The 23,594-nt window shown below is 65.9% G+C and carries 20 protein-coding genes; 16 read left to right on the forward strand and 4 right to left on the reverse strand.

Annotation, left to right across the window (positions count from 1 at the left end; genetic code table 11):
* Positions 1–241 precede the first annotated feature (241 nt).
* The gene (locus FRZ44_RS01785; protein WP_191908366.1) at positions 242–1,021 is read left to right on the forward strand and encodes a phytanoyl-CoA dioxygenase family protein; all 780 of its coding nucleotides are present in this window, start codon (positions 242–244) and stop codon (positions 1,019–1,021) included.
* Entirely contained in the window at positions 1,018–1,791 is a 774-nt protein-coding gene (locus FRZ44_RS01790) for a TylF/MycF/NovP-related O-methyltransferase (protein ID WP_225308504.1), read from the forward strand. The genes FRZ44_RS01785 and FRZ44_RS01790 overlap by 4 nt, the downstream gene beginning before the upstream one ends.
* Before the next feature lie 10 nt (positions 1,792–1,801).
* On the opposite strand, the gene FRZ44_RS01795 is transcribed toward FRZ44_RS01790, so the two are convergent.
* Positions 1,802–2,977 carry a TIGR04372 family glycosyltransferase gene (locus FRZ44_RS01795; RefSeq protein WP_191908367.1) on the reverse strand — a complete coding sequence of 392 codons (1,176 nt, stop codon included), beginning with the start codon at positions 2,975–2,977 and terminating at the stop codon, positions 1,802–1,804.
* A gap of 433 nt (positions 2,978–3,410) precedes the next feature.
* Between FRZ44_RS01795 and FRZ44_RS01800 the strand changes: the two genes are divergently transcribed.
* From FRZ44_RS01800 to FRZ44_RS01810, 3 genes are all read left to right on the forward strand, one after another.
* Entirely contained in the window at positions 3,411–4,370 is a 960-nt protein-coding gene (locus FRZ44_RS01800; protein ID WP_191908368.1) for a sulfotransferase domain-containing protein, read from the forward strand.
* Between the two features lie 62 nt (positions 4,371–4,432).
* Positions 4,433–5,359, forward strand: a complete 927-nt coding sequence (locus FRZ44_RS01805) for a glycosyltransferase family protein (protein WP_225308505.1) — start codon at positions 4,433–4,435, stop codon at positions 5,357–5,359.
* A gap of 76 nt (positions 5,360–5,435) precedes the next feature.
* On the forward strand, positions 5,436–6,056 hold the full coding sequence (locus tag FRZ44_RS01810) for a glutathione S-transferase family protein (RefSeq protein ID WP_151175567.1): 621 nt from the start codon (positions 5,436–5,438) through the stop codon (positions 6,054–6,056).
* On the opposite strand, the gene FRZ44_RS01815 is transcribed toward FRZ44_RS01810, so the two are convergent.
* The gene (locus tag FRZ44_RS01815) at positions 6,053–7,189 is read right to left on the reverse strand and encodes a mitochondrial fission ELM1 family protein (protein ID WP_151175568.1); all 1,137 of its coding nucleotides are present in this window, start codon (positions 7,187–7,189) and stop codon (positions 6,053–6,055) included. The two genes, FRZ44_RS01810 and FRZ44_RS01815, sit on opposite strands and share 4 nt — an antisense overlap.
* Before the next feature lie 14 nt (positions 7,190–7,203).
* A complete protein-coding gene (locus FRZ44_RS01820; RefSeq protein ID WP_151175569.1) occupies positions 7,204–8,055 on the reverse strand; it encodes a 2OG-Fe(II) oxygenase family protein in 852 nt (283 codons plus the stop codon).
* A gap of 331 nt (positions 8,056–8,386) precedes the next feature.
* Between FRZ44_RS01820 and FRZ44_RS01825 the strand changes: the two genes are divergently transcribed.
* From FRZ44_RS01825 to FRZ44_RS01865, 9 genes are all read left to right on the forward strand, one after another.
* On the forward strand, positions 8,387–10,192 hold the full coding sequence (locus tag FRZ44_RS01825; protein WP_225308506.1) for a sensor histidine kinase: 1,806 nt from the start codon (positions 8,387–8,389) through the stop codon (positions 10,190–10,192).
* Positions 10,193–10,206: 14 nt separating this feature from the next.
* The gene (locus FRZ44_RS01830; RefSeq protein ID WP_151175570.1) at positions 10,207–10,644 is read left to right on the forward strand and encodes a response regulator; all 438 of its coding nucleotides are present in this window, start codon (positions 10,207–10,209) and stop codon (positions 10,642–10,644) included.
* A 14-nt stretch (positions 10,645–10,658) separates the two neighbouring features.
* Positions 10,659–12,605 (forward strand): response regulator, encoded by a 1,947-nt coding sequence (locus FRZ44_RS01835; protein ID WP_151175571.1) that lies wholly within the window; start codon positions 10,659–10,661, stop codon positions 12,603–12,605.
* Between the two features lie 58 nt (positions 12,606–12,663).
* Complete coding sequence (locus tag FRZ44_RS01840) at positions 12,664–13,473, forward strand: SDR family NAD(P)-dependent oxidoreductase (RefSeq protein WP_151175572.1); 810 nt, start codon at positions 12,664–12,666, stop codon at positions 13,471–13,473.
* Between the two features lie 78 nt (positions 13,474–13,551).
* Positions 13,552–14,091: a hypothetical protein gene (locus FRZ44_RS01845; protein ID WP_151175573.1), complete on the forward strand. Its 540-nt coding sequence runs from the start codon at positions 13,552–13,554 to the stop codon at positions 14,089–14,091.
* A 52-nt stretch (positions 14,092–14,143) separates the two neighbouring features.
* Complete coding sequence (locus FRZ44_RS01850) at positions 14,144–14,680, forward strand: GNAT family N-acetyltransferase (RefSeq protein ID WP_151175574.1); 537 nt, start codon at positions 14,144–14,146, stop codon at positions 14,678–14,680.
* A 150-nt stretch (positions 14,681–14,830) separates the two neighbouring features.
* Complete coding sequence (locus tag FRZ44_RS01855; protein WP_151175575.1) at positions 14,831–16,102, forward strand: efflux RND transporter periplasmic adaptor subunit; 1,272 nt, start codon at positions 14,831–14,833, stop codon at positions 16,100–16,102.
* A 7-nt stretch (positions 16,103–16,109) separates the two neighbouring features.
* The gene (locus FRZ44_RS01860; RefSeq protein ID WP_151175576.1) at positions 16,110–19,289 is read left to right on the forward strand and encodes an efflux RND transporter permease subunit; all 3,180 of its coding nucleotides are present in this window, start codon (positions 16,110–16,112) and stop codon (positions 19,287–19,289) included.
* A 361-nt stretch (positions 19,290–19,650) separates the two neighbouring features.
* Positions 19,651–19,998 carry a DUF1127 domain-containing protein gene (locus FRZ44_RS01865; protein ID WP_151175577.1) on the forward strand — a complete coding sequence of 116 codons (348 nt, stop codon included), beginning with the start codon at positions 19,651–19,653 and terminating at the stop codon, positions 19,996–19,998.
* 9 nt (positions 19,999–20,007) lie between these two features.
* Here FRZ44_RS01865 and FRZ44_RS01870 read toward each other — a convergent pair whose 3' ends face one another.
* Positions 20,008–21,726, reverse strand: coding sequence for an alpha/beta hydrolase (locus FRZ44_RS01870; RefSeq protein ID WP_225308507.1), 1,719 nt, complete (start codon positions 21,724–21,726; stop codon positions 20,008–20,010).
* A 219-nt stretch (positions 21,727–21,945) separates the two neighbouring features.
* Between FRZ44_RS01870 and FRZ44_RS01875 the strand changes: the two genes are divergently transcribed.
* Positions 21,946–22,860: a hypothetical protein gene (locus FRZ44_RS01875; RefSeq protein ID WP_151175578.1), complete on the forward strand. Its 915-nt coding sequence runs from the start codon at positions 21,946–21,948 to the stop codon at positions 22,858–22,860.
* Between the two features lie 50 nt (positions 22,861–22,910).
* Positions 22,911–23,483: an OsmC family protein gene (locus FRZ44_RS01880; RefSeq protein ID WP_225308508.1), complete on the forward strand. Its 573-nt coding sequence runs from the start codon at positions 22,911–22,913 to the stop codon at positions 23,481–23,483.
* Positions 23,484–23,594 lie beyond the last annotated feature (111 nt).

Raw genomic sequence — 23,594 nt, forward strand, 5'->3', positions numbered from 1 at the left:
GGAGCATAGCGCACCCGGCCTGTCGTTGTTACGGTTTCCTGCGCCCTTTTCAAGGCTATGTGCCTCGCCGGGAAGGCGAAATATCGAAAGAGGGCCGCGGCGAGGGGTCGCGCCCATCCTGGGCGCCGCCTCGACCTGAACGATCACGGGCCCATTGCACTGCTGGTCCTTACCGGCTCAAATGCCGGACCATCGGTCCGGGTCCATTCGGCCGGAAAGACAACAGGAAATTGCGACGCGCATGACATCGAGGGCAGTCGATTTCTTTGCTGCGCAGGGCTATTTCATTGCGAGAAACCTGATTCCGGCGGATGTCATCGCGCGGCTGCGGGATTACCTGGAACGGAGCCTCGAAGCGGCCAATCTCGAACTGCGGCGGCTGGGCGTCGACATCGATTCGCCGGATGCGATCGCGAGCATCAAGACGGTCATGTCGAATCCAGACGTGCCCGAAGCCGAGCTGACCCTGAGAAGGGTCGCCGCCGGCCATTACCCGCTGCAGGTGCGTCTCGACCGGAGATTGTGGGCGATCGCGCAGCAACCGGCGGTCCAGGCCCTGGTCAGGTCCCTCCTGGATGTCACGTCGCTCCGCATGCATATGCCGCCGATGGCGCGCTTCATCCTGCCCGGCAATGACGATGCGGGCGTTCCCGCGCACCAGGATATATCCTACAACACCCACATGGCCGACTTCGTGACCGTGTGGGTCCCCCTCGTGGAAATCGACGAGGCCTGCGGCGGTATTACCGTGTTTCCGGGCAGCGACAAGCAGGTCTGGCCGACCGCGTCCATGCATCACGGCGTGTGGCTCGAGGGCATCGACACCTCGAATCGACGGCCGGTCGATTGCAGCCCGATGTCGCCCGGCGACGCCCTGCTGTTCAAGCCGCTGCTGGTCCACCGGTCGATGCCGAACCGGTCGGATCACATCCGCTACAGCATGGATTGCCGCTTCTTCGGCGGCGACAAGACGTCGAAGCATTATCTCGACATGGATCGATGGGAGGTTATCGCGCCGTGACAGAACGTTTCGACCCGGCGAGCGGGTTCAAGACATCCGGCACGGATGCCGATATCGAGGCGGCGATCGCCGACCATTGTCAGCGTTACGGGATCGCTCCGCTCGACGCGGTCAAGAATTTTGCGATCTTGTCGAGGCGCCAGGCCCTGAAGCGATTCCTTGCTCACACCGAGCTGTTCAAGCAGACGCTCGAGGTGCCGGGGGACATCGCGGAGCTCGGCGTTTATCGGGGCCTGGGGCTCATGACCTGGGCCAATCTGCTGGAGGCCTATTGCATCGGCAACCGGACCAAGACGGTCTATGGCTTCGACAATTGGGCGGGCTTCAAGGGATTCGCGAATGAAGACGGCGCCTTGAAGGAACGGGCCGGCAAGGTGCAGGGCGGATACAATCCGTCGTCATTCCGCCAGGAGCTCGAGGATGCCATCGCCATCTTCGATCGCGACCGCTTCGTTCCCTGGAAGCCGCGCATCAAGCTCATCGACGGCGACGTCGAGGAAACGGCGCCGCGTTTTGTCGCCGAGAATCCGGGCGTTCGGTTCTCGCTGATCCATTTCGACTGCGATCTCTACAAGCCGACCAAGGCGGGACTCGAAGCGTTCTGGCCTCGCGTCAGCCGCGGCGGTGTCGTGATGTTCGACGAGTACGGCATTCCCGATTGGCCCGGCGAGACGGCGGCCGTCGACGAGTTCATGGCCGACAAGCCCGAACTCAAGCTCAAGACCTTCACCTGGACCAACACGCCGACGGCCTGGATCGTGAAGCCCTGAACCCTGCCGGTCACTCGCCGAAGAAGCGCATGTTTTCGTGCGTCGGCAAGGGCCAGGTGAGGCGGTTGGGCCGCACGCGCTGCGGCCGCCGATGAGGCGAGCGCCACCCGGTGATGTCGCTCGTGCGGTCGAACAGATGGCGCGCCACCGCCGCCATTTCCTCGCTGCTGTTCTTGCGGATCCGGTGGCTCACGCCCTCCCGGATCTGTCTCTTGAGCTCGACCTGGTCGAGCAGGCCGGACTCGAGAAGCGCGCGGTTCATCAGGACCGCGCCGTCGGGCGTCGTGACTTCATGGGTGAGGATGACTTGCTCGCTGTCGCCCCAACCGCCATAGCCGTCGGTCGCGTCGACGACGCCCAGGGGCACCTCGAAGGCGAAGCCGAGCGTGACCGGACCGGAGGGACCCGCGATCAGGAATCGCGAATGGCACACGGCGTAGGCCTGCAACATGAACCCGTCCTTGATCCGGCTGAGATCGACAAGGCCGGGCCGTGGCGGAAAGGGCTCCATTTCCGGATGACCGAGCTGCACCACCTGCCCGCCGAGCTCGTCGATGATGTAGTCGATGAGCTGGCGATAGTTCTCGGGCTCGCTGTTGCGTAAGGGAGCCTTGTCCAGCTTGGGACCATAACTGCCGGTCCGGTAATGGACGGTCGCGTACCAGCGGCCGGGATCGAGTCCCAATCCGACGAGCTGGCGCTGGAGTGCGGCCTCCTTCTCGGGTGGGATGCGCAGCGGAACCGGCTGCGCCAGGCCATGCATGTTTCGGATGTCCATCATCGATTCGATCACGACGAAGTCGTAGAACGCGGCCTGCATCTTCTCGCGACCGAGCGTCCAGCGGCCCAGCGGCAGCCAGGGGCGCATGTCGGGAAACCATTCGGCCAGCCATCGCGGCCGCTCGCCCCTGAGCGGGGTCGCATGATCGATGTTGGGGGAGAGCGAGATGACCTCGGCGCTGTAGGGCCGGATATCGCTGTAGCGCACGATCAGGCGCGCATGATCGAACTGGTCCTTGAGCGTCGAGAGAAATGCGGTCTTCGCGATCAGATCGCCCAGCGACGTCTCGAGCAGGGTCGCGAGAATCATGAAGGGCCGCTCGGCGCTCCGGCCGATATCCCGATAGAGATGACTCGGACGAACGCTCTTGCGGTGGAAGTAGGGCGGCTGCTTGTCGTGTGGCAATATGGCTCCGTGTCGCGAGGTTGCTGGACCTCGCGCCCTGGCGTCAGGACGGGCGCATCCTATCCAATCGAGGTCGCGCCGCAATACGGCCCGGACCGTCGCCATGACGTGACCATTGGTCGCCCTGCCGCCAACTGGGGATGAAATCTTGGCAATCGTGGGGCCGTCGGAAGGGCGCGGATCGGGACGACGAAGCCGCCGCGCGGCGCGGATCCGACCGATCCTCGGAGGCGGCCGGCGCTCCTCGGGAGCTGCGGATTCCATTCCCGAGCGGGGCCCGCGGATGGCGGCATTTTACCGCCTTGCCAAAGGCTTGCTTGATGGTCACGCTGCGCCGGCCTATTCTGCGGTGGCGAGGCGGTTCGTGCGATCGAGAGCCCCGGCACCACCCCTCAAGTGTTTGAACGGCCCCGGGAATCCGGCAGGAGCAAGTGTGATCGATTCGGTTGTGAACCGGGTGGTGCGCGAGATCGTGGTCACGGCCGCACGGCTGCTGCCGGCCTCGGAACGCGTCCGTGTCCGCCGCCGCGCCCGCGGCCGGGAAGACAGCCGCAATCTGGCGCAGGCCGATTATGCCGTGGTCTCGCATGGCAAGAGCGGGCGGACTTGGCTCAGCGTGATGCTGTCGCGCTTTTTCCAGCTTCGCTACGGCCTCTCCGAGCGCAGCCTCCTGATCTTCGACAATCTGCACCGCAAGAACCGGGCGATCCCCAAGATCCTCTTCACCCACGACAACTACATCCGCGACTACCTCGGCAACGGGACCCGCAAGACCGCCTTCTACGAGACGCCGACGGCGCTCCTGGTGCGCAACCCGGCCGACGTCGCGGTGTCGCAGTATTTCCAGTGGCGGCATCGGATGCTGCCGCACAAGAAGGAGCTCAACGGCTATCCGGCGCACGGCGCCGAGGTGGCGATCTTCGATTTCGTGATGAACGAGGAGCAGGGACTGAAGCGCGTCGTCGGTTTCATGAACGAGTGGGCCCGGGAACTGCCGAAGCTGCGCGACAAGCTGATCATCCGCTACGAAGACATGCGCGCCCAGCCGCAGGCCGAGCTGCGCCGCCTGCTGACCTGGATGGCCCTCGATCCGACTGATGCCGAGATCGAGCAGTCGGTCGAGTTCGCCGCCTTCGAAAATCTGAAGAAGCTCGAGCAGAAGCGGGTGTTCTGGTGGTCGGGCACCCGGATGGTGCCGGGCCAGAAGGGCAATCCGGATTCCTTCAAGGTGCGGCGGGCCAAGGTCGGCGGCTATCGCGATTATTTCGACGACGATCAGGTCCGGCAGATCGACAGCTATGTCCGCGCCCATCTGGATCCGATGTTCGGCTATGACGGCGCGGAGACGCCGGCGCCGGTCGTGACCGAGATGCGGCGCGCGGCCGGGCAATAGGCGTCCCAAGAATTCGGTCGGGGGTTTCACGCCCCATGCGTGATGGTGACGAGGTGACAAGGATGAGCGAGACGGTGATGCAGAAGAAGCCCTGCGTGTTCATTCAGACCAACGGAAAGCAGCTGGTGGGCGCGCTGGTCGCGGCCCATTCGCTGAAGCGCAATTCGAAGAACCCCGATGCGTTCGACGTCCGGATCATGCACCAGGAGGACCACGAGTTCTTCCGCGCGAAGGAGGGGAAACCCTATCTGCGCGATGGCTTGAAGCGCGTCTGGCACAATGACGACCTGCAGTCCTTCACGCCGCTGCGCTTCATGCCGCCCGAGCTGATGGGCTATGAGGGCCGCGCGGTCGTGATCGATCCGGATGTGTTCGCCCAAGGCGACATCTGGGAACTCATCTCCCGCGACATGCAGGGCAACGCGATCATGTGCCGGCGCCGCGGCGCGCGGAAGCTGCATGCCACCAGCGTGATGCTGCTCGACTGCGCCAAGCTCAAGCACTGGAACGTGCCGAAGCAGTTCAACGAGCTGTTCGAGTTCAAGCGCGACTATATCGAATGGACCAGCCTGATCACCGAGCCGCAGGAGACGATCGGACTCCTGGAGAACGAGTGGAACGATTTCGACAATCTCACGCCGGCGACCAAGCTGGTGCACAACACCAAGCGCAAGACCCAGCCCTGGAAGACCGGCCTCAAGGTCGATTTCCAGCCGGTGGACCGGGTCTATTTCTTCCCGCCCTGGGCCTGGGTCATGATCGCGCGGCGCAAGCTGTTCGGCGATTACGGCCTGATGGGCCGCTACAATCCCCATCCAGATCCGAAGCAGGAGGCCTTCTTCTATGGCCTGTTGCGCGAATGTCTCGATGCCGGCACCGTGACCGAGGCGCAGCTGCGCGAGGAGATGCGCCACAATCACATCCGTCACGATTCGCTCGATCTGCTGCGGCGCGTGCCGCCGCTGGAATCGCGGCCGCTCGCGGCCTGATCCGATCCTGTCCCGCGACGGTGGGGCTCTCCCGGGCCCGACCGTCGCGAGGACGTTTCCTTTGCAGAGGGATCCGATGCTCAAGCTGTTCTACGCGCCCAACAGCTGCGCGATGGCCTCGCACATCGCCCTTGAGGAAGCGGGCGCCGCCTATGAGGCGGTGAAGGTCGATCTGGTCGCCGGCGACCAGCGCAAGCCCGACTATCTCGCCATCAATCCCAAGGGCCGCGTGCCGGCGCTCGTCACCGACCGCGGCATTCTCACCGAGAATCCGGCCATCCTCGCCTTCGTGGCGCAGACCCATCCCGGCGCCGGACTGGCGCCGCTGGACGATGCCTATGAGTTCGGGCGGATCCAGTCTTTCAACAGCTATCTCTGCTCGACGGTCCATGTGGCCCATGCCCATCGCATGCGGGCCTATCGCTGGGCCGACGATCCCGCCGCCATGGCCGAGATGCGGCGCAAGGTGCCGCAGAATGTCGGCGAATGCTTCGACCTGATCGAGAACGAGTTGTTCAAGGGGCCCTGGGTGATGGGCGAGCGCTATTCGATCAGCGATCCCTATCTCTTCACGCTGTCGGGCTGGCTCAAGGGCGACGACGTCGAGTTGGCGCGCTTCCCGAAGATTCACGACCATTACAGGCGCATGCAGCAGCGCCCGGCCGTCGCCAGCGTCCTGCCGCTCCACCAGCGTTAGCGCGGGCGCGCAAACAGCGCGCGGACCCGGGCCACGGCGGCCGCCCTATCGTCCGGCGCCGGTTTCCCGGCCGCGGGGGCGGGATCGCCGAGCCAGGCCGCATGGCCTTCCTCGACCAGGCGCCGGAGGATCACCCTGACATCGCGCCGGACCCGTTCCGGCAGCAGATGGGCCAGCGCCCAATGTTTCAGACGCTGCGGCGCCAGCGCTTCGCCGATCCCCCGCGACGCGGCGAGGCCGGGATGACCCGGCGGCCGCATCGCGCTCCAACCCCAGCCCATATCGAAGAGATGGACCGGCTTGCCGGTGCTGCAGGCTTCGGCCGCCATCGACATGCTTTCGCCGGTCACGATGAACTCATCGGCCAGCGCCAGCAGCCCGAGATAGGGATTGGCGTCGGGATCGGGCGTCCAATCGTGGAAGAAGGCGGGCTGGGCGATGGCGTCGCGCAAGGCCGCCGCCGCTTCGGGGCGGGTGCGCGGGCTGGTGGTGACCAGGAGCGCGGCGCCGCGCTGGCGGGCAAGCGCGTTGGCCTGCCGCGCCAGATCGCGCGCCATGGCCGCGTCGAAGACATAAGGCGGGCTGCTGCCGCCGACGAGGATCGCGATCCAGGGACGGGGCAGGGCGGCGAGTACCGGTGCCCATTTCCGAGCGGCCGCGGCCAGTCCCGCGGCCGTGACGCGATGCAGGGGCGCGCCGATGGTGAGCACGTTGGCGCGGGCCGGCACCCGATATTGCGGCGTGGTGACGATCAGATCGAAATGGCGAGGGTCGGCCCAGGGCCGGCCGAGATGAACCAGCCGCGTCCGCTGCGGTGGCGAGGCGCGCCGGGCCTGCGCCTGGATCCAGCGCGCCACCGGCTCGTTGCGGCGTCCGGCCGAGATGACGAGATCGGGCCAGGGCGGCGCCAGCGCGCTCGCGCCCGGGTCGATCACGCCGGCAAGCGTGCTGCCGAGGAGCCGGTTGGTGATGAACTCGGTTTTGCGGAAGCGAAGCGATTTGATCGCGAAGCGCCAGCCCAGCGCTTCGGCCAGGCCCAGCACCTGCGCATTGTCGCCGGCACGGTAGCTCGTCAGCAGCCAGACGCCAGCGGGGGGCTCGAGCGCCTGGGGCTCGGATGGCGCCGTTGGCATGTCGGGCGGGGGGGTCAGTAGCGGTCCGCGCCCACCGAGCGCCGGCTGATCTGGCGGATCTGGGGCCAATGCAGCAGCCGGGCCGGGATGCTCATGCCGCGCGTGGCAAAGGCCTTGAAGGGCAGTTCGGCGATGAAATTGATGTAGCGGCGGGGCTGCACCGAAGGTCCGCGCGGTGTCACCCCATGGACCGACTGCGCCGAATTGACGAAACAGGCAAGCGTGTTCGGGCCGTAAGGCACCGCCTCGATCGGCGTCACGTCCTCGGGCAGAATCATGCGGTAATTGAGGAAGCGCGGGCTGCGCTGCCAGCGATAGAATTCGAGATCGCCACCCTCCGACCGGTCGGCCGGATCGCGGAAATAATAGAGCGCCGCGAACAGGGTCTGGCGCTTGTCGACATGGGGGGTCTTGACCGACGAGACCCGGGTGCCCGGGGTGTTGATGACGAACTGGCATTCGAGCCGAATGTCGACGCCGGGCTCAGCACCCCGCACGCCCACCCGGAAATCCTCGAGCCGGCGGCCGACGCGTTCCTCGAGATGGGGAAAGGTCGCGCGCAGGCTGTCTCCGAAAACGCGGACGATGTCGTTCCAGAATATCGTCGAGGTGTGGATCTTGAAGAACTCGCGCCATTCGGGCGCGATCGCCGCGTTGTCGAGCACCTTGAAGGCGGGCAAGCGCGCCGCAGCGTTCTCGATCGCCGCCGCCCGGCCGCCGAGGATCGTCTCGGCCGAGGGGAAGGAGGTATCCAGCTGCCGATAGCGGTCGGGGGGCAGTGCCGCCCTGCTCACAAAATGGGCAAAGGGCTCGCGCACCACGTTCGACGCGGAGGTCGAGGCCAGAAGGCTGCCATTCATCGTCATGCCGCTCGTCCATGCTCCCGGCAGAGGCGCCGAGCCTCTGCCGCATGCGTTGCGTTGATAGTCCAATTCCCCACTGATTGCATGGCAAAAGCAAGTCATCGCGATGTCACGGGGGGCGGGCTGGCCCGAGGGAGTCGGCCGGCATGCCGCAACCGCCAGTGTAACGGTGCAATTTGAATCTAACGCGATGATTTGACCGGCGTTCTCGGCGAATGTTATTCATTCTGCCGTATCGGACAGAATGTTGCCGGACCCGCCTTGAGATCGATCCGATCGGAATCGAGTGCCGATTCTCGCCGTCCCCCCATGGACCAGCAGGCAGGCAAGATTGATGTTTCGGGCAAAAGCGAGTGCCGGCCTGCTGCGCCGAGCCGCGCTCATTTTCCTGCCCCTGGCGCTGGCGTCGGTCGGGATCATGGTGCTGCTCTATCGCGCCCAGTCCGAGACCTCCCTTTCGATCACTCAGGCCACGGAGCAGAAGAGCGTCGAGGTCGCGCAGCAGCGCTTCGTCGCCACCCTGGCCACGGTCATTTCCGATATCCGCTATCTGTCGCACGATCCGACCCTGAGGCGATGGCTCGCGGATGACAACGCTGTCACATGGCGGGATGTCGGCGACGAGTATCTCGCCTTCGTCGCGACCAAGGGCCTCTATGACAAGGTCCGCTTCATCGACCTCACGGGACGCGAACGAGTCCGCGCGAACTGGAACGGAGGGGACCCGATCCGCGTGCCGGTCGAGGAACTGCAGGACAAGGGTGTCCGCTATTTCGTCCGGGAGACGCTGAAACTCCAGGCGGGCGACATTTATGTCTCGCCCTTCGATCTCAATGTCGAGCATGACAAGGTCGAGGAGCCGCTCAATCCGGCGATCCGCGTCTCCACGCTGGTCTATGATCCGAGCGGGCTCCCGCGCGGCATGATCGTGTTGAACTATCTGGGTCGACGCATTCTCGATCGCATCCAGCTCATGGCCACGCCCGGCCGCGACGAAATCTGGCTGCTCAACGACGCGGGCTACTGGCTGCTGGGACCCAGCCGCGACGTCGAATGGAGCTTCATGTATCCCGACCGCGAGCAGCACCGGCTGGAGACCCTTTATCCCGATGCCTGGACGCAGCTGCAGAACGGCCCAGCAAGCGGGCAGTTCGCGACCCCCGCCGGTCTCTTCACCTATGCCAAGCTGACACGCGAACTGAGCGGCGCTGCTTCCGGTGGCGCGATCGACGCGGACAGTCGCCCGCTGCGGCTGCCGGGCTGGACCCTGGTCGCCTTCATGTCCCAGGCAGCGCTGGATGCCGATCTGGCGCCGCTGAGGCAGCGGCTGAGCCTGGCCGGGGCGGTGTTGCTGATGTTGTTCGCCGTCGCCAGCTGGTTCCTGGCGCTCTATTGGGAAGAGCGGCGCGCCGCGGAAGAACAGACGACGGCGCTCAATCAGCGCCTCGCGCGGGACAATGCGGAACTCGACGCGGTGAACCGCGAGCTGGAATCCTTCAGCTACTCCGTCTCGCACGACCTGCGGGCGCCCTTGCGGGCCATCGACGGTTTCAGCCAGGCTCTCAACGAGGACTATGCGGACCGCCTCGATGCGGAGGGCCTGGGCTATCTCAGGCGCGTTCGCCAGGCCGCCCAGCGCATGGGCATGCTGATCGACGATCTGCTGCGCCTCGCCCATGTGACGCGCAGCGAGGTGGTGCGCGAAGAGGTCGATCTCACGGACATGGCGGACAAGGTGCTGCAGGAGTTGCAACGGATGCAGCCGGAGCGCCATGTCGACGCGACCATTGCGCCGGGGCTGAAAGTTCAGGCCGATGGCCGTCTGATGCGGGTCGTGCTCGACAATCTCCTGGGGAATGCCTGGAAATTCACCGGCCGCCGCGATCCCGCCCGGATCGAGCTCGGGATCGAGACCGTCGATGGCGAGCGGGCCTATTTCGTGCGCGACAACGGGGCCGGCTTCGACATGGCCTATGCGAGCAAGCTTTTCGGCGCCTTCCAACGGCTGCATGATGCGACCGACTTTCCCGGCACCGGAGTCGGCCTGGCGACGGTCCAGCGCGTGATCCGCAAGCATGGCGGGCGGATCTGGGCGCATGCCAGGCCGGACCAGGGCGCCACCTTCTATTTCACGCTGTGAGCGAGGTTCGAACGATGCGGAATGCGGCAATCCTTCTGGTCGAGGACAATGACGACGACGTCGCCCTGACGCTTCGAGCCTTCAAGAAGAACAACATCAAGAACACGATCGTGGTGGCCCGCGACGGCGTCGAGGCGCTCGACTATCTCTTTGCCACGGGGACTCACAGCGGCCGGGACCGGAGCGACTTGCCGCAGGTGGTGCTGCTGGATCTCAAGCTGCCCCGGCTCGAGGGCCTCGAGGTGCTGCGCCGGATCCGGGCGGACGAAGCGACCAAGACATTGCCGATCGTGGTTCTGACCTCCTCCAAGGAGGAGCAGGATCTGATCTCCAGCTATCGGTTGGGCTGCAACAGCTATGTGCGCAAGCCGGTCGATTTCGACGAGTTCGTGGAGGCCGCGCGTCAGCTCGGCCTCTATTGGCTGCTCTTGAACGAAGCACCGCCGCGCTGACGAGGATCATTCCCATGGCCGTGCCGCTTCAACTCCTGATCGTCGAGGACTCGAACGACGATGTCGAGCTCCTCCTCCTGGAGGTCAGACGCGCGGGGTTTGCTCCCGATTGCGAGCATGTGGATACGGCCGAGGGCCTGAAAGCCGCGCTCGATCGGCAGCCCTGGGACATCATCCTGGCCGATTTCTCCCTCCCGCGCTTCAGCGGCACGGATGCCTTGAAGATCCTGCGCGAACGCGACCTCGATACGCCTTTCATCTTCGTTTCGGGCAGCATCGGCGAGGACACGGCGGTCACGGCGATGAAGGCCGGCGCTCAGGACTACCTGATCAAGGGCAATCTGCGCCGCCTGGGACCGGCGATCGAGCGTGAGCTCCGCGACAGCGAACTGCGCCGCGACCGGGCCCGCGAGCTGGCGGAACGCAAGCGCGCGGAGGAACGGCTGCGCATCCTGTCGCGCGCGGTCGAGCAGAGCGCCAATCTTGTGGTCATCACCGACGTTTCGGGCACCATCCAGTATGTGAATCCGAAGCTGCTCGAGGTGACCGGCTTCGCGCTTTCCGATCTGATCGGAAAGACCCCCACCATGTGGAAGCCGGTCGGCGTCGCGGAGAACGATTGCGCCGCTGCCTGGAGCAGCGGTGCCGACAGCCGCGACATGCAGGGCGAGTTCGAGATGGTGCGCAAGGATGGAACCCGCGCCTCGGTCTATGCGACCATCTCGCCGATCCGCGACGAGGCCGGCAAGGTCACCCATCTGGTCGGCATCGCGGAGGACATCACCCGGCGCAAGGAGATCGAGGAGCAGCTGCGGCGCTCGCAGCGGCTCGAGGCGATCGGTCAGCTGACCGGCGGCCTGGCGCATGATTTCAACAATCTGCTGGCGGTGGTCATCGGCAATCTCGATATCCTCTGCGAGCAACTCGAACCCGAGAGCCGGACCCGCAAGATGGCGCAGCAGGCGCTCGAGGCGGGCTTGCGCGGCGCCGACCTGACGCGCCAGCTGCTGGCCTTCGCACGGCGACAGCCGCTGGAAACCCGTTTCGTCAACCTCAACGAGCTGGTCACGAGCATCACGCGGCTGTTGCAGCGGACCCTCGGCGAACAGGTCGAGGTCGAGATGAAGCTGGCGGAGGATTTATGGCCGGCCCAGACCGATCCGACGCTGGTGGAAGCGGCCCTCGCCAATCTGGCGATCAACGCTCGCGATGCCATGCCCCGGGGCGGCCGCCTCACCATCGAGACCGGCAACAAGCGGCTCGATGAGCGCTACGCGGCGGAGAATTTGGACGTCGCCCCCGGCGATTACGCCATGATTGCGGTGACGGATACGGGCAGCGGCATCGCACCTGAGAACATGAGCCGGGTGTTCGAGCCCTTCTTCACGACCAAGCCGCAGGGGCGGGGAACCGGGCTGGGCCTCAGCATGGTCTATGGCTTCGTGAAGCAGTCGAAAGGCCATGTGAAGATCTACAGCGAGGTCGACCATGGGACGACCATCCGCATCTATCTGCCCCGGATCATGACGGGGCCGGTGCCGGCGCCGGAAATCGCGGCGCTCGAGAACGCCGGCGATCTGAAGGGCGTGCGGGTGCTCCTGGTCGAGGACCATCCGGGCGTGCGCGAGGTGGCCGTGAAGCAGCTCGAGGAATTCGGCTGCCAGGTGATCCAGGCGCAGGACGGGCATGCGGCGCTGGCGCTCCTGAGGCAGTCCGTGCCGGTCGATCTGCTCTTCACCGATATCGTCATGCCGGGCGGCATGACCGGTGTCGATCTGGCGCGACATGCGACCGAGCTGCGACCGGACCTCAAGATCCTGTTTACCTCGGGCTTCGCGGAAAACGCGCTGCAGGGCGACCAGGACCGGCTGGGCGGCCGGAGCTTCCTCAGCAAGCCCTATCGCAAGCAGGATCTGGCCCGCCGGATCCGGGAAGTCCTTTCCAACCGCGAATCCCGCTGAGCCTTCCCGGGCGCCCGGATCCTGCCGGCGCTCAATCCCCGCATCGGAGACCCATCCCATGAAGTTCAAGAATCGGACCGTTCTGGTCACCGGCGGCAATTCGGGGATCGGCAGGGCCATCGCCTTGCGGGCGGCGGCCGAGGGCGCGCGGCTCGCCATCTGCGGGCGCGACAGCGAGAAGGGCGCTTCGACCCTGGCCGAACTGCGCGCGACAGGGGCGGAGGCCGAGTTCTTCCAGACCAACGTCGCCGATGAGGGCCAGGCCAAGGCACTGGTCGCCTCGGTCCTGGCGCGCTTCGGCGAGCTCCATGTGCTGATCAACAATGCCGGCGCCGGCGCGCGCCGGTCGGGGATCGAGCGCTCGGACTCGCCAGGCGAGCGCTGGCGCAAGATCGTCGGACCCAATCTCGAGGGTGCCTATTACATCGCCGCCTATGCGCTCCCGGCGCTGAAGGCGGCCGGGGGCGGCGCCATCGTCAACATCTCCTCGACCGCGACCTTTCACGGCAATTGGGGAACCTACGGTGTCGCCAAGGCGGGGCTCGAGGCCCTGACCCGCTCGCTCGCCGTCGAAGGCGCTCCCCATCGCATCCGGGCCAACGCCGTCTCGCCGGGCTGGATCAAAACCGACGTCACCAAGAACGCGGCCGCGGACGCCGGTTGGGAGAAGGGCGCCTCGCTGCTCGGCCGCATGGGTGCCCCGGACGAGATCGCGCGCGCGGTCATGTTCCTTGCCTCCGACGAGGCCTCCTTCGTGACCGGGGCGACGCTGATCGTCGACGGCGGTCTCACCATCACCGACTATCCCTCGCTGCCCTGGCTCGAGGTCGCCGGCACCTGGAAGCTCTTCGCCGGCACTTTGTCCTGATCGGAAGGGGGCGTAGCATCGTCGGGGCAGGCGCCCGCATTGCGTTCCGAAACTGGTTCCAGTCGAAGGAGATCAGGCATGACCGGTTATAGGGGGCGACAGCCCCGGGAATCCCTGGCCGTCATCGTGGTTCTCGGCATGTTGCTTGCGGGTGCATTCACACCGACGGCGAATGCCGCCGATGGGCTCTATGAGGCGCTGCTCAAGGCGACGCCGCGGCAATTGCCGCCGGGATTCCAGGTCAGGCAGGTGGCGCCCGGACCGATCGACCAGGAGGATCGGAATGCCGGCATGATGGGCAACGCGCAGATCACGCTCCTGGCCTCCGATCCCGAGGCGAAGATCAATTACCTTCTGTTCCCGGACATGGCGGCCGCAAACGCCTACATTTCTCAATTCGAAAAGGCGATCGTGCAGAACAAGGCGACGCCACGATCCTTGGCGAACTTGCCGGCGGCCAAATGCGCGGAGACCATGAACGGCGCCGTATGCGCAATCGACAGCGGCCGGATCGCGGTCTTTTCCATGGGCAGCAGAGTCGACACCAGTGCCGGTCCTCTGCTGAACGCGGCGATCGATCATTTGAACGATGTCATCAAGTCGAACGGCCAGCAGTAAAGTCCCGAGCCGGGGTTAATTCGCCATAGCGACTCCCTCTCAGTGCCCGACATTGACAACCACGCGGTTGCGGCTCCGGCCCTGGCGCGAAGCCGATCTCGCCCCGTTCGCCGCGATCAACGCCGATCCCGTGGTGATGGAACATTTTCCGTCCGTTCTCGAACGGGCCTCCAGCGACGCTCTGGCGGAGCGCATCGGCGGGCATTTCGACCGCCATGGCTATGGTCTTTGGGCCGTCGAGGTGCCCGACGTCGCCGCGTTCATCGGCTTCATCGGGTTGGCCATCCCCCGGTTCACCGCTTCATTCACACCTTGCGTCGAGGTGGGCTGGCGGCTGGCGCGCCGCTACTGGGGCCAGGGCTACGCGACCGAGGGGGCCCGCGCCGCGGTCGCGTTCGGATTCGCCGAAGCCGGCCTCGAGGAAATCGTCTCCTTCACCGTTCCGGCCAACCGGCGCTCGCTGGCGGTCATGGAACGCCTGGGCATGACGTCCGAGGCTCGCGAGGATTTCGATCATCCGGTCCTGCCGGCCGGCCATCCGCTGCGCCGCCATCGGCTCTATCGCCTAAGGCGTTCCTCTGCGCCGTGACTTGTCTGATCTTGCTATAAAAACCCCCATAACCCTGATTTCACTGGTGGAATAGGCACCTCGGACGAAGGCCGCCCTTGCAACTCTCCGCCAATGGGCCAATCTCACCGCATCACGGTCGATGCTGGGGAAGGACGGGCCGGGGCGGGGATGAGCGATACCGATCATGGACAGGAAGCGCCTCCGGCACGCCGCACGGCGTCGCCCGGCCGGACTGCTGCCGGCAGAAGCCGGCGCTGGGTCTGGTTGGGGATCGTCGTCCTGCTGCTCGCGGTCGCGGGCTTCCTGGCCTGGCATCAGGGTCTGATCGGCCCGGCGTCGACGACCACGGCCGCGGCCGCCACGGCGGCTCCGCCACCCTCCGTCGTCGTCAGCAAGCCGCTGGTGAAGCGGATCACCGAATGGGACGAATATACCGGTCAGTTCACCGCCGTGGATTCGGTGGAGCTGCGCGCGCGCGTCAGCGGTTACCTGCAGGCGATCCATTTCGAGGACGGGCAGATCGTCCATGAAGGCGATCTGCTGTTCGAGATCGATCCGCGGCCCTTCCAGATCGCACTGGCCTCGGCCCAGGCACAACTCGAGCAGGCCCGCGCGGCCTCGGATCTCGCCATCGCCCAGGTGAAGCGTTCCGAGGCGCTGCGCAAGAACGATTTCGCCTCGGCGAGCTCCTATGACGAACGGGTGCAGCAGTCCCGCAACGCGGCGGCGTCGATCACGGTGGCCCAGGCGGCGGTCGACGAGGCGAAGCTCAATCTAGAATATACGCGGATCACGGCGCCCGTCACCGGGCGCATCAGCGCCCATACGATCAGCGTCGGCAATCTGGTGACCGGAGGCTCGGGCGGAGGCACGACGCTCCTCACCACGATCGTATCGCTCGATCCGATCCGCCTCCTGTTCGATGTCAGCGAATCCAATCTGCTGGAATATCAGCGCGCCATCGCGGAAGGGCGCCTGAAGTCGGTGCGCGAAGGATCGGTCGAGGTCCAGGCGCAGCTGATCGACGAGCAGAAATGGAGCATGAAGGGCACGATCGACTTCATCGACAACCAGGTCGACCGCAGTGCCGGCACGATCCGGGTCCGCGCGCTCCTGCCGAACCCGACCTTGCTGGTCACGCCCGGTCAATTCGGACGGGTCCGGATCCCGGGTTCGGAGCCCTACGATGCCATCCTGATCCCCGAGGCCGCCATCGTTTCCGATCAGGCGCGCAAGCTCGTCATGACGGTGGCGGACGATGGGACCGTCGTGCCCAAGGTGGTGCGGCTCGGTCCCAATCGCGGACCCGATCTGCGGATCATCCGCTCGGGCCTCGATCCCAACGACCGGATCATCATCAGCGGGCTGTTGCGGGCGCGACCGGGCGGCAAGGTGACGGTGGAAGAAGGCAAGATCGATCTGCCGGATCCGGAAGAGTAGATCGATCATGCGACTCTCCCATTTCTTCATCGATCGGCCGATCTTCGCGATCGTCATCGCGATCTTCATCACCATCATCGGCGCCATCGCCTATCTGACGCTGCCGGTGTCGCAATATCCCGACATCGTGCCGCCGACGATCGAGGTGCGCGCCAGCTATCCGGGCGCCTCGGCCGAAACCGTCAGCAACACGGTGGCGACGCCGCTGGAGCAGGAGATCAACGGCGTCGACAATATGCTCTATATGACGTCGCAGGCGACCAGCGACGGCAATCTGGTGCTGACGGTCACCTTCGCGCTCGGAACCAATCTCGATACCGCCCAGGTGCTCGTGCAGAATCGCGAAGCGGTGGCCGAGCCGCGATTGCCGGAGGAGGTCCGGCGCCTCGGCGTGACGGTGCGCAAGAATTCGCCCGACATGCTGATGGTCATCCATCTGAGCTCGCCCGACGGCAGCCGCGACCAGCTCTATCTCTCGAACTACGCCACGCTCCAGGTGCGCGACGTCCTCTCGCGCATTCCGGGTGTGGGCGACGTCCGCATCTTCGGCTCGCGCGACTATGCGATGCGGGTCTGGCTCGATCCCGACAAGATCGCGGCCCGCGACCTGACCGCCGGGGACGTGATCGCGGCCCTGCAGGCGCAGAACGTCCAGGTCGCCTCGGGCGTGCTGAACCAGCCGCCCATGCCGAACCAGACCGCGTTCCAGCTCAACATCGAAACCCTGGGGCGGCTGGTCGACGCGCGCCAGTTCGCTGACGTCGTGGTTCGGACCGATCCCGACGGCCGCGTGACGCGGCTGCGCGATGTCGCGCGGGTCGAGATCGGCGCCCAGGACTACAGCGCCAACGGCTATCTCGACGATCGGCAGGCGGTCCCGCTGCTGGTGTTCCAGCGACCCGGCTCGAATGCGCTTGCGACCGCCAAGCTGGTGCTCGACACGATGAAGGATCTGGCGAAAGCCTTCCCGGACGGCGTGCGCTACGACGTCGTCTACAATCCGACGGAGTTCATCGCCCAGTCGGTGGATGAGGTCGTCAAGACGATCTACGAGGCGACCGCCCTCGTCATCCTGGTCGTCATCCTGTTCCTGCAGACCTGGCGCGCCTCGATCATTCCCATCGTGGCGATCCCGGTTTCGCTGGTGGGCACCTTCGCGGTCCTCGAGGCGATCGGCTATTCGCTCAACACGCTCTCCCTGTTCGGGCTGGTGCTCGCCATCGGCATCGTGGTCGACGACGCCATCGTGGTGGTCGAGAATGTGGAGCGCAATCTGCGGCGAGGCCTGTCGCCCCGCGATGCGACACGACAAACGATGGACGAAGTCGGCACGGCGCTAGTCGCGATCGCCCTGACGCTGACGGCCGTGTTCGTGCCTGCGACCTTCATACCGGGCATCTCCGGCCAGTTCTTCCGCCAATTCGCCGTCACCATCGCCACGGCGACGATCATCTCCTGCTTTGTCTCGCTGACTTTGAGCCCGGCGCTCTGCGCCCTTTTGTTCAAGCCGCATGGCAACGCGTCGGAAGCCGACGGTCTCGTCGCCCGCCTTCTGTTCCGCCCGGTCCGCGCCTTCTTCCGCCTGTTCAACACCGGCTTCGACCATCTGTCGCTGGGCTATGGCGGCACGGCGCGCCGGCTGATCCGGCTCTCCGTCCTGGTGCTGGTGGTCTATGCCGGCCTGGTCGCGCTCACCGGGTTCCAGTTCGCCCGCACCCCCACCGGCTTCATTCCGCAGCTCGACCAGGCCTATCTGATCGTCGTGGTGCAGCTGCCGCCGGGCTCGTCGCTGGCGCGGACCGACAAGGTGATCCATGACGCCACCGAAATCGTCCTGAAGACTCCCGGTATCGCCCATGCCGTTCCCTTCGCCGGTTTCGACGGCGCCACCTTCACCAACGCGCCCAATGCCGGCGCCATCTTCACCCCGCTCGAACCCTTCGACGTTCGCGTTGCCAAGGGCCTTTCGGCCGACAAGATCCGCGCCTCACTGCAGCAGCGCCTCGGCGCCCTCAAGGATGCCTTCATCATCGTCATCCCGCCGCCCTCGGTGCGCGGCATCGGCACCGGCGGCGGCTTTAAGATGATGGTCCAGGACCGGCGGGGCCGGGGCTTGCAGACGCTGGAGACCGTCACCCAGGACATCATCGGGGCGGCCAACCAGGATCCCCATCTGTCCGGCGTCTTCACCCTTTTCAACACTAAGACGCCGCGCATCTACGCCGATATCGATCGCGTTCGCGCGGAAATGCTGGGCGTCACGCCCGCCCAGGTGTTCGAGGTGCTGGAGGTCTATCTGGGCTCGGCCTTCGTCAACGACTTCAATTTCCTCGGCCGAACCTACCGGGTGACGGCGCAGGCCGACAGCAAGTTCCGCCAGACCGTCAACGACATCACCAATCTCAAGATGCGCAATGCGGCGGGAGCGATGGTCCCGCTGGGGTCCGTGGCCTCCTTCGAGGACCGCACCGGACCCTATCGCGTGACGCGCTACAATCTCTATCCCTCGACCGAGGTCCAGGGGCAGACGGGCCCCGGGGCTTCGAGCGGCGAGGCGCTGGCGGCGATGGAGCGTATCGCCGCCGAGCGGCTGCCCGATGGCTTCGGCTATGAATGGACCGAGCTCGCCTATCAGGAGAAGCAGGTCGGCAACACCACCATCCTCATTTTCGCCGCCGCGGTGCTGTTCGTCTTCCTGGTGCTGGCCGCGCAGTATGAGAGCTGGGCCCTGCCGCTCTCGATCGTGCTGATCGTGCCGATGTGCCTGCTGGCGGCGATCACCGGCCTCACCTTGCGAGGTTTCGACATCAATATCCTGGCGCAGATCGGGTTCGTCGTGCTGGTGGGGCTTGCCGCCAAGAACGCGATTCTGATCGTCGAGTTCGCGCGACAGGCCGAGGCGACCGGCATCGCCCGGATCGAGTCGGCCGTGAGCGCAGCCCGGACCCGCCTGCGCCCGATCCTGATGACCTCCTTCGCCTTCATCCTCGGCGTGCTGCCGCTGGCGATCGCGACCGGCGCCGGCGCCGAGATGCGGCAATCCCTCGGGACCACGGTGCTGTTCGGCATGCTGGGCGTGACCCTGTTCGGCCTGGTCTTCACCCCGGTCTTCTATGTGGTGGTGCGAAATGTCGCAGACCGGATCAGAGGCCGCCCGGCCCACGCGCCCAGCGTCGATCCGGCATGAGGGTAAGGCTTAAGCTGACCGGTCGATCAGATCGCTGGGCCGCAGGGCCTTCGTAATTTCCATACGCTCCGTAGTAGAATCGTCATCTTCCGGGGGCGCGTCCTCTTGAATAGTGCGGCAGCGTTGCCGACCTAAGGGGAGGTCGGGCCTTTGCGGATAGCCGGGGCCAGCGGCGCGACGTTCGCCCCAGCGGGAAATTCCACGCCGGGGCCGCCGATACCACGCTGGTCCCCACGGCGCCTTCAGCGCCAGCCGCCTAGAGATCTGCCCATCCGTCGACGGAACTCCCCCCGCCAGAGGGCGGCCGGCAAGGCGCTTTCGGGCGCCTGTTTCGTCGAGTCTGTCTATCGAGGAGGTTTTCATGAATCGCTTGTCTCTCGGCCTGTCACCCCTGGGGCTGAACGGCCTGTCCAAGACCCTCGCCACCGTCGCGCAAGGGCTGCGTTCGACGCTCGGCAGCCTGCCGGCCCAGGCGCTGGCATGGCATGAGCGCCGCAAAGGCCTCGGGGCCCTGAGCGCGCTCACCGATCGTCAGCTGCGCGATATCGGCGTCTGTCGCGATGAGATCGTGATGGTGGCCTATGGCCTGAAGGATCCGCGCGATACGCCCGATATGGTTGCGGTTTCCAGCCTCGCGACCAAAACGGTGCCGGCCGTCAAGGCGGCGGACAACGACGATCACAATCCCTGCGTAGGCTGCGCCGCCTGAAGCGGCAGGTCAGGGGGCCGGACAAGCCGGCAGGAAGCCGGAGATCTCGGCCAGGAACCGGACCCACGCGGGCTCATGCTCGAGAATGATGTGGTTGCGACTCTCGAGCGGCACGAAGCGGGCGCCGCGGATGCCGCTGGCGAGCTCGCGGCCGCAATCGAACGGGACCACCGCATCGCCCCGGCTGTGCAGCACCAGGGTCGGCACCTTCACCTGGCCCAACAGATCGCGGACATCGATATCGCTGAAGGCCTCGGTGAGGCGGTAGGCGTTCTGCGGCGAGGCCGTGATGCGCTGCAGCTCGTTCCACCAGTTCGCCTGCTCGGGCGTCGCGTCGGGCAGGTAGAGTGACGTGAAGATCTGACGATAGGCCGGACTCTCCTGGCCCCAGCCCTGCAGCGTCAGGGTCTGCAGCGCCTCGCGGCGTGCGATCTCGCCCGGCGACCCGCGCCTGCGCCAGCCGCGCGCATAGCCGCCGGCGAGAATGAGGCGTGTCACCCGCTCCGGATGGCGCACCGCGTAGGCGATCGACACCGCACAGCCTTGCGAGATCCCGAACAGGGGAAAGCGGTCGAGCCCGGCCGCATCGATCACCGTCTCCAGATCGTGGAGGAACGATTCGAAGCTCAAATCCGGGGTCGACCAGTCCGATAGCCCGTTGCCGCGCTCGTCATAGCGGACCAACTGATGGTGGCGCGCCAGCGCATGCAGCAGATGGCGCCAGACCGGACTCTGCCAGTCGAACTCGAGATGATTGAGCCAGTTTGCGGTCTTCACCAGCGGCGGACCCTGGCCGGCCGTGCCATAGGCGATCCGCGTGCCGTCCGGCGCGGTGCAGAAGCGGATCTCCTGCTCGATATCGCGGAGCGGCGCGATCGTCGCATCGCCGGCGGCGGGTGGATCGCTCCGCTCCATCACCGCGACCGCGCCAGGCGCAGCCGCCTTTCGGGAGATGGGGTTGTAGCCGAGGCTGGGCCCACGCCCCTCCGGACCGGATGGTGCCGGCGGCAGCTCGCGCAGTTCCTGCCAGGCCAGCGTCAACATGGCGGCGGGGGCGCCGCTCAATTCCTGGATATGCCGGCGCGCGATCTCGAATTGCTGCTCGGCCTCGTTGGCGAGACCGTTGCGCATCAGCAGCCGGACAAACGCTGTTCGCGCCTCTTCGCAGTCCGGCTCGACCTCGATCATGCGCCGCATATAGGTCAGTGCTTCCTCCGGCCGGGACTCGCCCAGCCGGTTTGCCAGCTGGAACAGGGTCCGGGCATGCAGGATGCGCGCCTGCTCGCGCTCCGCCACCATCCAGGATTGGAAGCCGGGGCAGCGATCGAGCTCGATGCCGTCGAGGAAGGGGCCGCGGAACGCCTTCAAGGCCGCGGTCAGGACGGGCTGCGGCGCGCCGTCGAAATCCTCGTCGATCGATTCACGGATTCTCAGCAGATCGACATCGATGTCGCGGCAATCGAGCGAAACGCTCTCGCGGTCCGCGCCGAGCCTTTCCCGTCGCTCGTCGTTGACCAGCGTGCGCAGCTTCGAGAGGCTCCAGCGCAGCGATCCGCGCGGATCGTCGGGCAGGTCCCAGAACATCTCGCAGAGCTTGTCGCGCGAATGAGCGCGGCCCGTGACCGCCAGATAGGCGAGGAGCGCCCGCGTCTTCTTCGATTGCGGCAGCGGCAGGGTGGCGCCGTCCCGCGCCAGCTCCATCCTGCCCAAGACCCGAAGTGTCAGCATGACATCTCTTTCGCGCTGCCGCGACGGGCCGGTTCCCCTGGGGGACCTGGGCGGTGGCCGATCGCCGCACGCTCCGATGTTGCGTGATTTCCACGCCAGTTACAACGAATGGGCCTGGGATTCAACGCCTATCGCCACCGCATTTCTCACGGCCCAGGGGGAAATTCCTCCCCGACGCGAGGCCATCCTGCGGTCTCGCCTGGAACATGAGGAAAACACATGACGATCGAGGGTTTTAGCTACGAAGCCACATTGGCGGCCTCGCAGCGCGCCAATTGGCGCATCGAAGACATCATTGGCAGCGACAAGCGTCTCGACTTCTCCAGGCCCTTCCTGCCGGAGGTCCTGGCTCAGACCGAGAAGCTGACCTTCCTGAGCCCCGACGAGCGCCGGGTGCTGAACCAGATCCGGGGCCATGGCTATCTCTACATCTTCGGCCTGGTCGAGGAATTCATCCTGCCCTTCCTCATGGACCATACCCGCGCCCGGCTCGATCGCGACGATCACCAGGTGCGCGCGCTGCTCCAGTTCGCCAGCGAGGAGGCCAAGCATATTCACCTCTTCAAGCGCTTCTGCGCCGAGTTCGAGGCGGGCTTCGGCCATGCCTGTGCGGCGATCGGGCCGGCCGATGCCGTCGCCAAGGCGGTTCTGGCCCATCATCCGCTCGGGGTGGCACTGGCGATCCTGCAGATCGAATGGATGACGCAACGCCATTATGTCGACAGCGTGAAGGACGATCTCGGGATCGACCCGCAGTTCGCGAGCCTCCTGAAGCATCACTGGCAGGAGGAATGCCAGCACGCCAAGCTCGACACGCTCATGGTGATGGGCATGGCGGAGACCTGTTCGACGGCCGAGATCGAGAAGGGCATCGAGGATTATCTCGCCATCGGCGGCTTCATCGATAAGGGTCTTGAGCAGCAGGTGGCGTTCGACCGCGAGAGCTTCGAGCGCGCCACCGGTCGCAGGCTGACCGCCAGCGAAGCGGAGATCTTCGGACAGCTGCAGCATCAAGCCAATCGCTGGACCTTCCTCGGTTCCGGGATGACCCATCCGCGCTTCCTGGCGACGCTGGGCGCGCTCGGACCGCAGCACCGCCAGCGCATCGAATCGATCGCGCCGGCCTTCTGCTAGGCCCGCTCCCGATCGTGCCCGCATTTCAACCCTGCGTATGGAGACCGACAATGAACGACATGACGCCCATGAAGGCCCCCACCCATGTGAACGGTTTCGATCTGGCGAAGATCGAGGCCCTCGTCGCAGGCATCCAGCGCGATCCCGGCCAGGCCCGGATCGAGTTCAAGGTGCGATCGGCCTGGAAGGGCCAGACCCGCAGCGACGGCCAAGTCGAGAGCTATCGGCTGGGCGGCCAGGAGATCCGCCGCGACTTCCACATCGCCGCCGACGAGCCGCTGGAGCTCGACGGCAGCAACATCGCGCCCAACCCGCAGGAGCTGCTGATGGCGGCCCTCAACGCCTGCATGATCGTGGGCTATGCCGCCAATGCCGCGCTCCGGGGCGTGTCGCTCGACCGGCTCGAGATCGAGGCCGAGGGCGCCCTCGACCTGCGCGGCTTCCTCGGTCTCGATGCTTCGGTGCCGGCGGGCTACGAGACGATGCAGGTCCGGGTGCATATGAGCGGCAACGGCTCGCCCGAGCAGTTCCGCGAGATCCATGCGGCGGTGCAGGCGACCTCGCCCAACCTCTTCAATCTCACCCGCGCCATCCGGATCGAGCCCGAGCTGGTCCTGGCCTGAGACCGGTCCCGGATCGAAAAGACAGGGCCGGCGGGCACCACACCCGCCGGCCCTTGCCTCCTGGCCGTGCGTCGCTAGAGTCGGTTCCGACGGGCCGCCGGCGTCATGCCC

The sequence above is a fragment of the Hypericibacter terrae genome, assembly GCF_008728855.1.
In the GTDB taxonomy this organism is placed as follows: Bacteria; Pseudomonadota; Alphaproteobacteria; order Dongiales; family Dongiaceae; genus Hypericibacter; species Hypericibacter terrae.